The organism is Pseudomonas sp. WS 5078, from assembly GCF_012985745.1.
GTDB classification, from domain to species: Bacteria; Pseudomonadota; Gammaproteobacteria; order Pseudomonadales; family Pseudomonadaceae; genus Aquipseudomonas; species Aquipseudomonas lundensis_A.
In genome coordinates, this window is the sequence record NZ_JAAQWX010000003.1 from 142963 (window position 1) to 157435 (window position 14473).

Below are 14473 nucleotides of genomic sequence, written 5' to 3' on the forward strand. Positions count from 1 at the left end.
ATGAAGCTAGCGGTTGAACTGGCAGGTGAAGAAGTATGGCTGTTGGCAGAAAAGGCAATGTTTTGGCCGCGGCGGCAAACCCTGTTGATTGCTGACGCGCATTTCGGCAAGGCGGCAGCCTATCGAAAACTGGGCCAGCCGGTGCCGACAGGAACGACTCAAACCAATATCGATGTACTGAATCGTTTAATGAAGCGTTATCCCTGCACAGAAGTGATTTTTCTAGGGGACTTTCTGCACGCACCTGAATCCCACGCGCTCAACACATTGGCCGCCATTCGCACCTGGCGCGAAGCGCATTCCGAGGTGACGATGACTTTGATAAGGGGCAACCACGACCGGCGCGCAGGAGATCCACCAGACGCGTTGAAGATTGAGGTGATTGCCGAGCCGCTACTGCTGGGGCCCTTTGCACTTCAGCATGAGCCAGATCCCCATGAAACACACCATGTGCTGGCCGGTCATGTGCATCCTACATACCGACTGCGCGGTAAGGGCAGACAGAGCGTACGGGCGCCCTGCTTCTGTCTTGGCACCAAGGTCAGCGTATTACCGGCGTTCGGCGCATTCACTGGGGGGATGAACATCAGCCCTGCGCCCGGCACGCGCCTGTATCTGGTAGCAGATGAGGGCGTGTGGCCACTGACGCATGACTGACTGAATATTCACGCCACGGGGGCAGGTGGAGGCTCGTCGGGAATCGTCGGAACGCCCGGTTCAGTGGGCTGCGGGGTATCGGGATCAGGCTGGCCGGGGATACCGCCTGCTTGCATCTGAGGGTGTGCGAGCAGCGACCAGGCCAACATACCGACCTGATTAGGTTCAAGGCTGGCCAATTGGGCGCGGATACTCGGATCAATCTTCATAGGGGCACTCCTGAGCGTGGATCCGGCGCGCTGGGTGCATCACCGGAAATACACTCAGTAGAGTGCATTTTCGCTCAGGAATTCCCTCAGCTCGTCAGGTACGTGGCAAGGTCACGCCGCGCTGGCCCTGGTATTTGCCACCACGGTCCTTGTAGGAGACTTCACATTCTTCATCGGACTCAAAGAACAACATCTGTGCGACACCTTCGTTGGCGTAGATTTTCGCTGGCAAGGTCGTGGTGTTGGAGAACTCCAGCGTCACGTGGCCTTCCCACTCCGGCTCAAGCGGGGTCACGTTGACGATAATGCCGCAGCGGGCGTACGTGCTCTTGCCCAGACAGATAGTCAGCACGTTGCGCGGAATACGGAAGTACTCGACGGTGCGCGCCAGGGCGAACGAGTTGGGGGGAATGATGCACACGTCACTGGTGACATCGACAAAGCTGCCTTCATCGAAATTTTTTGGATCGACGGTGGCGGAATTGATGTTGGTGAACACCTTGAATTCGTTCGCGCAACGCACGTCATAGCCGTAGCTCGACACACCATAGGAGATCAGACGGTCGGCGCCTTCGCCGCGCACCTGGCGCTCAACGAAGGGTTCGATCATGCCGTGCTCTTGCGCCATGCGGCGGATCCACTTGTCTGATTTGATGCTCATGGCGGGGTGTCCTGAATAGCGAGGTGGAAAAATTCTGTTGGGCATCTTACCGGTGCGCGGTGTCAGGTTCAAAAGCCTGAGACAGATTTATTGAAAATAGCTGTACCTACCGGGAATACAGGCTGTGAGGCCAACCGCCAGTCACGTTTTTAGAGAAACCTTCGCAAAGACCCTTTGCACGTTCCTGAAAAAGGGTTAAGGTGGCGTCACTGTGTTGCTTGTGTCACTGAGAATCTCTACACGATGTTGAATTTCGATCCAACCATCTCCAAGAATTTTTCCTGCTCTTTGCACTCAGTCTCGGCCAGGGCTTTTCCTGAGTCGCAGTTATCTTTGTCCAAGGAGTTACACCATGTCTAATCGCCAAACTGGTACCGTTAAGTGGTTCAACGATGAAAAAGGCTTCGGCTTCATCACTCCACAATCCGGTGACGACCTGTTTGTTCACTTCAAAGCAATCCAGTCCGACGGCTTCAAAAGCCTGAAAGAAGGCCAACAGGTTTCTTTCATCGCTACTCGCGGTCAGAAAGGCATGCAAGCTGAGGAAGTTCAAGTTATCTAACTTGTACTGATCCAGTAAAAAACCCCGCCCTCAAAAGCGGGGTTTTTTTATGCCCGTCCAAAAACATTAAGCGCCACGCACGCCAGCAGGAGCGAGCTAGCCCGCCCCCACTGCCGAATATCAATCGTCGCTGTTGGTAATGCTGGGCATGGCTTGAGATGCCGCTTCGTGCAAGACGATGCGCGCCCCCACATGCCGGGCCAATTCCTGATAAATCAATGCGATTGGACTGTCCGGCTCGGCAATCGCCGTCGGCTTGCCGCTGTCTGCCTGCTCACGGATGGACATCGACAATGGCAATGAGGCCAAGACCTCAACACCGTATTGAGTCGCAAGCTTCTCACCCCCGCCCTCCCCAAACAGATGCTCAGCGTGACCGCAATTGGAGCAGATGTGGACCGCCATGTTCTCAACGACACCCAATACCGGGATATTGACCTTGCGGAACATTTCGACACCTTTGCGCGCGTCCAGCAGTGCCAGATCTTGCGGCGTGGTCACCACGACAGACCCGGTGACCGGAACTTTCTGCGCCAGAGTAAGCTGGATATCCCCCGTACCCGGCGGCATATCAATCACTAAGTAGTCCAGATCATTCCAGGCTGTTTGCGTCACCAGCTGCAACAGCGCGCCGGACACCATTGGACCGCGCCACACCATCGGCGTGTTGTCGTCGGTCAAAAACGCCATGGACATCACTTCAACACCGTGTGCTTCGATCGGCACAAACCACTTCTGATCACGGATCTTTGGCCGAGTGCCTTCCGGAATGCCGAACATTACACCCTGGCTCGGCCCATAAATGTCGGCATCCAGAATACCGACCCGCGCACCTTCGCGCGCCAGTGCCAACGCAAGGTTTGCGGCCGTGGTGGATTTGCCCACGCCACCCTTGCCCGACGCCACTGCCACAATATTTTTGACATTGGCCAGCTCAGGGATTTGTCCCTGAGCCTTGTGCGCCGCAATCACGCAATTGACCTCAACCTTGGCAGCTGTCACGCCGTCCATGTTTTGAATGGCCATTTGCAGCATCTGCGCCCAGCCATTTTTGAACAGGCCCGCAGCGTAACCCAGCTCAAGCTGCACGCTAACGCGATCACCTTCAATATCGACATGACGGACGCAGCCGGCAGACACAGGGTCCTGATTCAAGTAAGGGTCGGTGTACTGGCGAAGGACAGCCTCCACCGCTGCGCGATTGACGGCGCTCATGGGCAACTCCCGAAAGGTCTGATTAAAACAGGCCGCTATCCTAACCTTCTGAGGCGACCAAAGCAGGCTTTTAAAAGCCCTTGAAACACCATAAACCCACAGATACGTGTCCACGGGGTGAAATATATTGTCTGGCGCTTTATAGTGGCCGACCACCGTCTCATCAAGTAGCCGAGCCCCATGTCCGAGCCACGCAAGATCCTCGTCACCAGCGCCCTGCCCTATGCCAATGGTTCAATCCACCTTGGCCATATGCTTGAGTACATCCAGACCGATATGTGGGTGCGCTTCCAGAAGCAACGCGGCAACCAATGCACGTACGTTTGCGCAGACGACGCCCACGGCTCGGCAATCATGTTGCGCGCCGAAAAAGAAGGCATCACACCCGAGCAACTGATCGCCAACGTTCAGGCTGAGCACAGCGCCGACTTTGCCGATTTCCTCGTTGACTTCGATAATTTCCATTCGACCCACGCTGAAGAAAACCGTGAGCTGTCGAGTGCGATCTACATCAAGCTGCGTGAAGCCGGCCACATCGCAACCCGCTCGATTACTCAGTACTTCGACCCGGAAAAGAAAATGTTCCTGGCCGACCGCTTCATCAAGGGCACCTGCCCGAAATGCGGCACTGAAGATCAATACGGCGACAACTGCGAAAAATGTGGTGCCACCTACGCCCCCACAGATCTGAAGAACCCAAAATCAGCGATTTCCGGCGCCACTCCGGTGCTCAAAGAGTCGCAACACTTCTTCTTCAAACTGCCAGACTTCGACGCCATGCTCAAAAGCTGGACCCGAAGCGGTGCCCTGCAAGACGCCGTGGCAAACAAAATTGCCGAATGGCTGGATGCGGGCCTGCAACAGTGGGACATCTCCCGCGATGCGCCGTATTTCGGTTTCGAGATCCCGGATGAGCCCGGCAAATATTTCTATGTGTGGCTGGATGCGCCTATCGGCTACATGGCCAGCTTCAAGAATCTCTGCGCCCGCCGTCCTGATCTGGACTTCGACGCCTACTGGGCCAAAGATTCGACCGCTGAGCTGTATCACTTCATCGGCAAAGACATCGTGAACTTTCACGCCCTGTTCTGGCCAGCCATGCTCGAAGGTGCAGGCTATCGCAAGCCCACGGCCATCAATGTCCACGGCTATTTGACGGTCAACGGCCAGAAGATGTCCAAATCCCGCGGCACCTTTATCAAGGCCCGCACCTATCTGGACCACCTGTCGCCTGAATACCTGCGTTACTACTACGCATCGAAACTGGGTCGCGGGGTCGACGACCTGGACCTCAACCTCGAAGATTTCGTGCAAAAGGTCAACTCGGATCTGGTCGGCAAAGTGGTTAACATTGCCAGCCGTTGCGCAGGCTTTATCCACAAAGGCAATGCCGGTGTGATGGTCGAAGGCAACGCTGCACCTGAGCTGACGGATGCATTTCTGGCAGCCGCTCCGAGCATTGCTGAAGCCTACGAAACGCGCGACTTCGCTCGCGCCATGCGCGAAATCATGGCACTGGCCGACCGCGCCAACGCCTGGATTGCTGAAAAAGCGCCATGGGCCATGGCCAAGCAGGAAGGCAAACAGGATGAAGTCCAGGCAGTGTGTGCACTGGGTATCAACCTGTTCCGTCAACTGATCATTTTCCTAAAGCCCGTGCTGCCCGTGCTCGCCGCCGATGCCGAAGCATTCCTGAATGTCTCGCCGTTGACGTGGGACGATCACACGACCCTGCTGAACAACCATCAGTTGAATGCATTCAAGCCGCTGATGACCCGTATTGATCCGGTAAAAGTACAAGCGATGACTGACGCGTCAAAAGAAGACCTGGTTGCGAGCCAGACTGACACAGGCTCCGCCACCCCCAAAGGTAACGGCGAACTGGTAAAAGAACCGCTGGCAGCCGAAATCGACTTTGATGCCTTCGCGGCCGTTGACCTGCGCGTGGCGCTGATTCTCAAGGCAGAAGCCGTTGAAGGTGCCGACAAGCTCTTGCGCCTGACGCTGGACATCGGTGATGAGCAGCGCAACGTCTTTTCCGGGATCAAAAGCGCCTACCCGAACCCGGCAGAACTCGAAGGTCGCCTGACAATGATGATCGCCAACCTGAAACCGCGCAAAATGCGTTTCGGTATTTCGGAAGGCATGGTCATGGCAGCGGGTCCCGGCGGTGAAGAAATTTACCTGCTGAGCCCCGACAGCGGTGCCAAGCCGGGTCAACGCATCAAGTAAGACCCCGCGTATCACATTCGCCAATGGCCTACCGGCCGTTGGCGAACGTTCTTCAGTAGCCTCCCTTCCTGCCTTGTCGGATAATCAGCCAGCCTCGCTAGACTGCGACTATGACTTACCTGACATTCACGCGTTAATGCCAAGCCCGTTTCGATGATCCCCACGTCATGAACGCCGGGAGATGGCTTGCTGTCGTTGGAAACACCCCACAATGAGCCTGATACAACAGATCGATGCCTTATTGCCGCAAACTCAGTGCGGAAAATGCGGCCACCCGGGCTGCAAACCTTATGCGAAAGGGATTGCCCAGGGCGAAGCCATTAACAAATGCCCGCCTGGCGGAGAAGAAACCGTTCGCGCCCTGGCACAGTTGCTCCGCGTACCTGTCATTGAGCTCGACCCCGAACGCGGCTCTGCTCCAGCTCAAGTTGCGTACATCCGCGAGGCTGAGTGCATCGGCTGCACCAAATGCATTCAGGCGTGCCCGGTTGATGCCATTCTCGGCGCTGCCAAGTTGATGCACAGCGTGATCGTGGATGAATGCACGGGCTGCGACCTGTGTGTTGCCCCCTGCCCGGTGGACTGCATCGAAATGCGCCCGCTCCCTGCGAATGTTATTCCAGTTGTAGGCGGACTTGCGCAGCAAGCCGGGGAGTTCGAAGCGCGGGCAAACAAACGGCAGCATGCACGTTGGCGTTACGAACAGCGTCAAACCCGGCTCGCACGCGAAGAAACGACCAGACAAGCCGCACGTGCGGCACGCTCGCAACCCACCGTCGCGGCACACTCACGGGCTGAAGCTGAGCCGCAAACACATGCCCTGCGGCCAAGCGGTCATGAAGCCGCGCTTAAACAGGCCAAAATTACGCTGGCCATGGCCCGGGCCCAATTGCACAAATCGCTAAAAGCCTTTGGTCACCCACCAACAGCTCAACAACAAGCTCAACTCAACCAGCTCGGGCAACAGTTTGAATTGGCCGAACAGGCATTGGCGACACTCGAAAAAAGCCCTCAGCCACCAGCGCCCAAAACACACCCGCAGGGTTCCGATCTCAAGCGCGCAAAAATTCAACTGGCGTTGCGTCGGGCAGAATTGAAAAAATCGATCAATCTGGATCTGCCAACCCAAGAACTTGCACCACTAAAAGAAGCTGTGGATCGGGCCGAAAAGCTGATTGCTTCGTTGACCGACGCCAGCTCTTGATATTTCTCAGACCGAGACCCAACTGTCCCAACAGCGCTTGGACAGACAGCACATCAGGAAACGCCCTTACTCATGAACGCCGCAAAGCGCCTTGAAATATTTCGTCGATTTCACGAAGACAATCCTGAGCCTAAAACGGAGTTGGCTTACTCATCACCTTTCGAATTGCTAATCGCGGTCATTTTGTCCGCGCAGGCAACCGATGTGAGCGTCAACAAGGCGATGGCCAAATTGTTTCCGGTCGCGAATACGCCAGAAGCCATCTACGCTCTGGGTGTGGAAGGGTTGTCGGAGTACATCAAGACCATCGGTTTGTATAACAGCAAGGCCAAGAACGTGATTGAAGCCTGCCGATTACTCATCGAGCGACATGACAGCCAGGTGCCTCAGACACGGGAGGCGCTCGAAGCACTTCCAGGTGTCGGCCGTAAAACTGCGAATGTGGTGCTAAACACCGCATTCAGGCAATTGGCCATGGCAGTCGATACCCATATTTTTCGAGTGAGCAACCGCACCGGCATCGCACCGGGCAAGAATGTGGTGGAGGTCGAAAAGCAATTAATGAAGTTCGTACCCAAGCCCTACCTGCTGGATGCGCACCATTGGTTGATTCTGCATGGACGCTATGTTTGTCAGGCTCGCAAGCCTAGATGTGGGAGCTGTCGAATCGAAGACCTGTGCGAGTTCAAGCAGAAAACCTCTGATGATTGAGCGATAGTGATTTTATGGGCTGATCGATTGAGAAAAACTTTTTTACCCTTGCGACATTTGTCGCTATAAGGAGCGCCAATAGCTGTCTTGGTCTGGAGTGAGCAGAATGAGCACTGGCAAAGAAGAATTGGATGTAGACGATGAGCTTGTCTCAGACGAGCAAGAGGAGGTAGTCCCTCCCCCAGAGGTTGCGAAGACCAATCTCGCCAAACGCAGAACCATTGATAACCTTCTGGAAGAGAGAAGACTCCAGAAGCAGCTATCAGATTATGACTTTGATCTTTGATGAGCTGAAAAGCCTCCTGTTGCCCAAGGAGGCTATTTTAATCATGGGGCCTGAGCAAACGGCTATCCCGCCATACAAGCGAGATAGCCGTCTAGACGTGAAACTTACTGGTGCCGCCGTTCACACTAAACCGTTGCGCTGAGCAAGCTCGATCAGGTCAACCAGTGAGCGAGCGTTAAGTTTCAATAACAAGCGTGTCTTATAGGTACTGACGGTTTTGTTACTCAAGAACATCCCGTCCGCGATGTCCTTGTTACTTTTTCCGCGTGCCAATTGTTGCAGCACCATCATCTCCCTGCCCGACAAGCGATTTACCATATCGGCTTCACTGGCATTTCCAAGACTGGTGCGCACAGAGTGCAATGCTTGATTAGGAAAGTAACTGTATCCCGACAATACAGCCTTTATTGCACTGAGCAACTCTGTCAGATCCTGCTGCTTGCACACATATCCCGCCGCCCCGGCTTGCATGCAACGCATGGAAAAATGTCCCGGCGCTTGTGAAGTTAAAACCAGCACTTTCACAGGTAGCGCCGGAGTTGATAGACGAGCAATCACCTCAAGCCCGTCCAGTTTAGGTATTCCTATGTCGAGTATCACAATATCCGGCGCATGTTCACGCGCAAGTTGTAATGCGTCCACACCGTTATCCGTCTCAGCAACGACTTCATAGCCATGTCGTTCCATGAGCATACGTACAGCAAGACGGATCACTGGATGATCATCCACGATCAGCACTTTATTCATGGGTAATTCCAATTTTCGCTGTTCGAATTTTTAGAGTCAGCACAATAGCCTAGTCGTAACACCCTGGGCATAGCGCCCCCCCCCGAGCACTAACAGCCAAAGACATCACCTACATAAAATAACGATTTTCCCTACAAAAAACTGCTCTAAAGAAAAGCTTCCCGCCCAACAAAGCGTGGACACCCTCACAAAATAAAACCGTATCCCACAGCCTGTACGGATACACGATTAATCAAACGAGTGTTTTATTGCAATTCCATCGCACTTACGCAAGCGACACTTCGACGTAACACCATACATGTCATTTACGTCCTGAGATCCCTCCCGTTTTCGAATTGACACAAGCACCTTCGTGCTCCAGGAATCGGAGCCACAATCAGTTACTTGTGACAAACCTTATATCAACAATATTCGTCATGACAACACGTACAGACATGAAAATACGTCTGGAGCTGTTGATGCCACATAAATAGCATTACAGAAAAACTCTTAAAATATGTAGGCGAACCACACTAGCATGCTCTTATGCGCCGCCTGACACATTTAATTTCACGCAGCAAAATCTACTCTTATTTCTCATGAAAGTATTTCAAATTATCACTTAAGGAAAGGTACTACAGATCATTAGGAAAAATATGCAGGAATCAATTAACTCTATTTTTTACGAAACATATCACAACAACCCAGCTAGACACCTCTATAGGCATTCATCATCCCACTGTTTGAAATTGACTACCCTGTAATAACTCCCTCTTTGACTCGAGACATAGACTACAACTAACGAACAAAATAGCGCAGCGTATGCGCCCCGCCGGCGCGACCCAAGTAAACCTTGCGCATTCAAAATCTCACAGCTAACTTTATAAATAGACACATTATTAAAACCACTCAAGGCCCGACAATAAACTCAGACAAAAAATAATTTTTACGATTACATTTGTCTTCTTTCATCAATTGAGGCCTTTTCAGACAAGCAGGTTCCCTTATGCTTACGAGCAAACCCACTACAAAAAATCCGCTGACTGTAATTGCGATTTTTTCAATACTGACGCAAGCCTCGGCATCCGTTTCCCTGCCGTACATAAACAAGGAGAATCAGGAAATCTATGTCTGGTTTTTGGTCGCATTCCCGATCGCACTGGTTATCCTTTTCTTTATTACATTGAATTTCAATAACAGAACGCTTTACTCACCCTCCGATTTCTCGAACGAGAAACACTTTCTGGACACAAATATTGAGTCGACAAACCCAAGAAAAGAGCGTGAAAACAAACCACTCCCACATTTAAAATCACCACCCAAAAAAATAACCGACCGGTCGGACATAACATTGAGCTTTTGCACCCCGCAAAACCTTGTACTGCTGCCTCAGAGCCATACGCACGCCCAGTCATCCACACACAAGCAAGGCACAAAAAAGGGCCTGAGCGAAGCCACCAAACGGCATAAAGAGCCAGAATCGGCCAAATACAAAACCTTTAAAAGGACCATAACAGACGGGTTGCAGGTCGCTAACCTGACTCATTCAGATGAAGTCCTTACAAGCAAGCATGATCTTGAGGAGGTTCTTTCAACCATTTACAGAAACATGATCTCATCAAAAAACTCAGCCGATAAAAACAAGGTGCTTATTCTGTTAATTAACAGCCATGTCAGCGAGTTAATAAATAAATACCCGCTCTCAGCGCTGAGTTATAAGAAGACTCACTTAGGGGACACAACCACTGTTTTCACCTACAACACCGACACTGACTCACTGAGCATGACACATTGAAATTATTGGCACTTCAAAAGCGCTTTAAAAAAAAGCCCCGACCATTGGCCGGGGCTTTTTTTTCAACAGGCGTAGTCGATCAGAACAACGTACGACCCTTATTCGCCGCAATACGCATGCGCAGTGCATTCAGTTTGATAAAACCTGCAGCATCGGCCTGGTTGTAAGCGCCACCATCTTCTTCAAAGGTTGCGATATTCGCATCGAACAACGACTGATCAGACTTACGACCGGTGACGATGACATTACCTTTGTAGAGTTTTAGACGAACGACACCGTTCACGTGAGCTTGGGAGGCATCAATCATCTGCTGCAACATGACGCGCTCAGGGCTCCACCAGTAACCGGTGTAAATCAGGCTGGCGTATTTAGGCATCAACTCATCTTTCAAGTGCGCCACTTCACGGTCCAGCGTAATCGACTCAATCGCACGGTGAGCACGCAGCATGATGGTGCCGCCCGGGGTTTCGTAACAGCCGCGGGACTTCATGCCCACGTAGCGGTTTTCAACGATATCCAGGCGACCGATACCGTTTTCGCCGCCAATGCGGTTCAGGGTAGCCAATACCGTAGCAGGCGTCATTTCAACACCGTCCAACGCCACGATGTCACCATTGCGGTAGGTCAATTCCAGATACGTCGGCGTATTGGGTGCGTCTTCAGGTGACTTGGTCCAGCGCCACATTTCTTCTTCGTGCTCAGTCCAGGTGTCTTCCAGCACACCGCCCTCGTACGAGATATGCAGCAGGTTAGCGTCCATGGAGTAAGGGGATTTTTTCTTACCGTGGCGTTCGATTGGGATTGCATGCTTTTCAGCGTAATCCATCAATTTTTCACGCGAGAGCAGATCCCATTCACGCCAGGGCGCAATCACCTTAACGCCGGGTTTCAGTGCGTAGGCGCCAAGCTCGAAGCGCACCTGATCGTTACCTTTACCTGTGGCACCGTGGGAAATGGCATCAGCGCCCGTTTCGTTAGCGATTTCAATCAGGCGTTTGGCAATCAGCGGACGAGCGATGGAGGTACCCAGCAGGTACTCGCCTTCGTAAACAGTATTGGCACGGAACATCGGGAACACGAAGTCTCGAACAAACTCTTCGCGCAGGTCGTCAATATAGATTTCCTTGACGCCCATGGCTTGCGCCTTGGCACGTGCAGGTTCGACCTCTTCGCCCTGACCCAGGTCAGCGGTAAAGGTTACGACTTCACAGTTATAAGTATCCTGCAGCCACTTCAGGATCACCGAAGTGTCCAGGCCGCCCGAATAAGCCAGAACGACCTTGTTTACGTCCGCCATGCCATCACTCCACGGGTTGTTCGAAAAGCCGAACAGTCTACCGCTCAAGTTGCATAAATTACAGAGGCGCGACAGCTTAAGACGACAAAGCGACAGTTACTTTCATTAGGGCGACGACGGTGTCTGCATTAAGAGACGTTAGCAGGGTGGGTCGTATTTGCAGGAGGAGTTGTTTTTTCCGGCGCGGGAACCCGCTCAAGCCGCACACTGACACGGCGATTTTTTGCACGATTCGCAGCACTGGAGTTACGCACCAACGGGTATTGCTCACCATGAAACCGGAGTGTGATTTGCGACTCTTGAATGCCGTTTTCCTTGAAGAAATCCATGACGGCCAGCGCTCTGCGTCGTGACAAGTCACGATTGGTCAGACGGTTACCGGAATTGTCCGAGTGCCCATCCAGCGTGACATGATTGACCGAAGGATCTGCCTTCATATATTCCACCATAACCAGCAGGTTTGCCCGCGCCTGATTGTCCAGATCAATCCCGCCGCCCGGAAAACCAATCTGACTTTGACGAACCTGCTCGAAATTTTTGGGTAACAACTTGGCCGTACAAGCCTCGTAATCGCTGTACGCCTGGCGAAACTTAACAGGAAGCAAGCGAACTTCAGACGTTCCGCCGGTCGAAGAATAATGCCTGACTAAGGGAGTACGCCCCTCCAGCAAGCCCCGCACGAGGCTGGAGGCCTGAGCCTGAGAACTGCTGAACAGCACTTGACCCCGACCAATCCGGACAGATCCAAGATTGATATCTCCACGCCCCGGCTGCCAAGGTGCAGCGGCCGCCAACAACGTAGCAGAACCTTCACCCAACAAAGCGTTGAAGGCATTGAGGCGAAAAATAGCTTGTTCACCCGCGCGGCGCACGAATACGCCAGACCCGAAGTCCGTGATCGGCTGGATAAGACGGCACTCGAATTTGTCACCTTCCACCTTCCACTCGATATTCTCCAGACGCGTCTGGAAAGTCAGGGCCATGGCAGGCAGGCTGGCAAACATACTGAGTAGGGCTAGATAACGCTGGCGCACGGGCGGCTCCACAGGCTTGTACTGCAAAAAAACAGCAAACAGATAGACGGCATTCTCAAAAGATATCGGTTAAGCGCCGCAAAACTTGATAGCGAGTGCCTGACAGAGTGTTTTCCGGTAGGATTCGCCTCAGTTTGACCCGCCTGGAATCCCCAATGTCCGACCGCCTGACCCTTCTGCGTCCCGATGACTGGCACATACATCTTCGCGATGGTGCTGTGTTGCCTCACACTGTCGCGGATGTAGCGCGCACTTTTGGCCGCGCCATCATCATGCCCAACCTGGTGCCTCCGGTGCGTAACGCAGCCGAAGCTGATGCCTATCGACAGCGTATTTTGGCCGCTCGCCCTGCGGGTAGCCGCTTCGAGCCGCTGATGGTGCTGTATCTGACTGATCGCACGCAGCCTGAAGACATTCGCGCAGCAAAATCCAGTGGCTTCGTACACGCTGCAAAGCTTTATCCTGCAGGTGCAACGACCAACTCCGACTCTGGTGTCACCAGTATCGACGCTATTTTCCCTGTTCTGGAAACCATGGCTGAAGTCGGCATGCCCTTGTTGATTCACGGCGAAGTGACGCGCGCTAACGTGGATATCTTCGATCGCGAGAAAATCTTCATCGACGAGCACATGCGCCGCGTCGTAGATCGTTTTCCGACACTCAAAGTTGTGTTCGAACACATTACCACGGCTGACGCCGTGCAATTTGTCAACGAAGCTTCAACCCACGTCGGCGCGACGATTACTGCTCACCACCTGCTCTACAACCGCAACCACATGTTGGTGGGTGGTATACGCCCGCACTTTTACTGCCTGCCGATTCTCAAGCGCAACACCCATCAGGAAGCCCTGCTGGATGCTGCAACCAGCGGCAGCGAGAAATTCTTCCTCGGGACTGACTCGGCACCCCATGCCCAGCACGCCAAAGAAGCGGCGTGCGGCTGCGCCGGTTGCTACACCTCGTACGCCGCCATCGAGCTGTACGCCGAAGCTTTTGAACAGCGCAATGCGCTGGACAAGCTGGAAGCTTTTGCCAGCTTGAACGGCCCACGCTTCTACGGATTGGCGCCGAGCACCGAACACATCACCTTGGTTCGCCAGGAGTGGACCGCCCCAACCAGCCTGCCGTTTGGCGAGCTGACCGTAATCCCGCTGCGCGCCGGTGAAAAACTGCGCTGGCGCCTGCTGGAGGAACAGCTGTGAGTGACGACCATTTCGACGACGAACATGAAGGCGGGCATGGCGGACCGCGTCACCCGATGGCGGAACGTTTTCGCGGCTACCTGCCGGTAGTTATTGACGTTGAAACCGGCGGTTTCAACAGTGCGACCGATGCATTGCTGGAAATCGCGGCCGTAACGATCGGCATGGACGAGAAAGGCTTCGTGTTCCCTGAACACACCTATTTCCATCGCGTGGAGCCGTTCGAAGGCGCCAACATTGAGCCTGCGGCGCTCGAGTTTACAGGTATCAAGCTGGATCACCCGTTGCGCATGGCCGTCAGCGAAGAAACGGCCCTGACCGATATCTTCCGCGGTGTTCGCAAAGCCTTGAAAGCCAATGGCTGCAAGCGCGCAATCCTGGTGGGACATAACAGCAGCTTCGACCTAGGCTTTTTGAATGCGGCCGTCGCTCGACTGGACATGAAGCGCAACCCGTTCCACCCCTTCTCGAGTTTCGACACGGCTACGTTGGCGGGTCTGGCTTACGGCCAGACGGTGCTCGCGAAAGCCTGTCAGGCCGCGGACATCGATTTCGATGGACGCGAAGCTCACTCAGCGCGGTACGACACTGAAAAAACAGCTGAGCTGTTCTGTGGCATCGTCAACAGCTGGAAACAAATGGGCGGCTGGAAAGATTTCGACGACTGAGTCTGACATTTTCT

15 protein-coding genes are annotated in these 14473 nt (G+C 53.5%); 9 read left to right on the forward strand and 6 right to left on the reverse strand.

Going from position 1 to position 14473, the window contains the following annotated elements:
• Nucleotides 1-657 (forward strand): ligase-associated DNA damage response endonuclease PdeM, encoded by a 657-nt coding sequence (gene pdeM / locus HBN68_RS06040; protein ID WP_094993637.1) that lies wholly within the window; start codon nt 1-3, stop codon nt 655-657.
• 8 nt (nt 658-665) lie between these two features.
• Here the strand turns inward: pdeM and HBN68_RS06045 are convergent, their stop codons facing one another.
• Nucleotides 666-866, reverse strand: coding sequence for a hypothetical protein (locus HBN68_RS06045; protein WP_094993638.1), 201 nt, complete (start codon nt 864-866; stop codon nt 666-668).
• 94 nt (nt 867-960) lie between these two features.
• On the reverse strand, nt 961-1527 hold the full coding sequence (dcd, locus tag HBN68_RS06050; RefSeq protein ID WP_019411020.1) for a dCTP deaminase: 567 nt from the start codon (nt 1525-1527) through the stop codon (nt 961-963).
• 352 nt (nt 1528-1879) lie between these two features.
• Between dcd and HBN68_RS06055 the strand changes: the two genes are divergently transcribed.
• Nucleotides 1880-2089, forward strand: a complete 210-nt coding sequence (locus tag HBN68_RS06055; RefSeq protein ID WP_002554837.1) for a cold-shock protein — start codon at nt 1880-1882, stop codon at nt 2087-2089.
• Between the two features lie 120 nt (nt 2090-2209).
• On the opposite strand, the gene apbC is transcribed toward HBN68_RS06055, so the two are convergent.
• On the reverse strand, nt 2210-3304 hold the full coding sequence (apbC, locus tag HBN68_RS06060; protein ID WP_094993639.1) for an iron-sulfur cluster carrier protein ApbC: 1095 nt from the start codon (nt 3302-3304) through the stop codon (nt 2210-2212).
• Nucleotides 3305-3484: 180 nt separating this feature from the next.
• Here apbC and metG point away from each other — a divergent pair, with 180 nt between their 5' ends.
• From metG to HBN68_RS06080, 4 genes are all read left to right on the forward strand, one after another.
• The gene (metG, locus tag HBN68_RS06065) at nt 3485-5536 is read left to right on the forward strand and encodes a methionine--tRNA ligase (RefSeq protein WP_169963218.1); all 2052 of its coding nucleotides are present in this window, start codon (nt 3485-3487) and stop codon (nt 5534-5536) included.
• A 181-nt stretch (nt 5537-5717) separates the two neighbouring features.
• Entirely contained in the window at nt 5718-6740 is a 1023-nt protein-coding gene (gene rsxB / locus HBN68_RS06070) for an electron transport complex subunit RsxB (RefSeq protein ID WP_169963216.1), read from the forward strand.
• A gap of 72 nt (nt 6741-6812) precedes the next feature.
• Nucleotides 6813-7451: an endonuclease III gene (nth, locus tag HBN68_RS06075; RefSeq protein WP_094993642.1), complete on the forward strand. Its 639-nt coding sequence runs from the start codon at nt 6813-6815 to the stop codon at nt 7449-7451.
• Between the two features lie 106 nt (nt 7452-7557).
• Nucleotides 7558-7737: a hypothetical protein gene (locus tag HBN68_RS06080; RefSeq protein ID WP_094993643.1), complete on the forward strand. Its 180-nt coding sequence runs from the start codon at nt 7558-7560 to the stop codon at nt 7735-7737.
• Nucleotides 7738-7857: 120 nt separating this feature from the next.
• Here the strand turns inward: HBN68_RS06080 and HBN68_RS06085 are convergent, their stop codons facing one another.
• The gene (locus HBN68_RS06085; RefSeq protein WP_047274014.1) at nt 7858-8484 is read right to left on the reverse strand and encodes a response regulator transcription factor; all 627 of its coding nucleotides are present in this window, start codon (nt 8482-8484) and stop codon (nt 7858-7860) included.
• Between the two features lie 985 nt (nt 8485-9469).
• On the opposite strand from HBN68_RS06085, the gene HBN68_RS06090 reads away from it, so the two are divergent.
• Nucleotides 9470-10258 (forward strand): hypothetical protein, encoded by a 789-nt coding sequence (locus tag HBN68_RS06090; RefSeq protein WP_169963214.1) that lies wholly within the window; start codon nt 9470-9472, stop codon nt 10256-10258.
• Nucleotides 10259-10337: 79 nt separating this feature from the next.
• On the opposite strand, the gene HBN68_RS06095 is transcribed toward HBN68_RS06090, so the two are convergent.
• Nucleotides 10338-11555, reverse strand: a complete 1218-nt coding sequence (locus HBN68_RS06095) for an argininosuccinate synthase (protein WP_094993791.1) — start codon at nt 11553-11555, stop codon at nt 10338-10340.
• Nucleotides 11556-11683: 128 nt separating this feature from the next.
• Complete coding sequence (locus HBN68_RS06100) at nt 11684-12589, reverse strand: OmpA family protein (RefSeq protein WP_169963212.1); 906 nt, start codon at nt 12587-12589, stop codon at nt 11684-11686.
• Between the two features lie 155 nt (nt 12590-12744).
• Here HBN68_RS06100 and pyrC point away from each other — a divergent pair, with 155 nt between their 5' ends.
• Together pyrC and rnt are read left to right on the forward strand one after the other, a co-directional pair.
• Nucleotides 12745-13791 (forward strand): dihydroorotase, encoded by a 1047-nt coding sequence (gene pyrC, locus HBN68_RS06105; protein ID WP_169963210.1) that lies wholly within the window; start codon nt 12745-12747, stop codon nt 13789-13791.
• The gene (gene rnt, locus HBN68_RS06110) at nt 13788-14459 is read left to right on the forward strand and encodes a ribonuclease T (protein ID WP_094993788.1); all 672 of its coding nucleotides are present in this window, start codon (nt 13788-13790) and stop codon (nt 14457-14459) included. The genes pyrC and rnt overlap by 4 nt, the downstream gene beginning before the upstream one ends.
• Nucleotides 14460-14473: the final 14 nt, after the last annotated feature.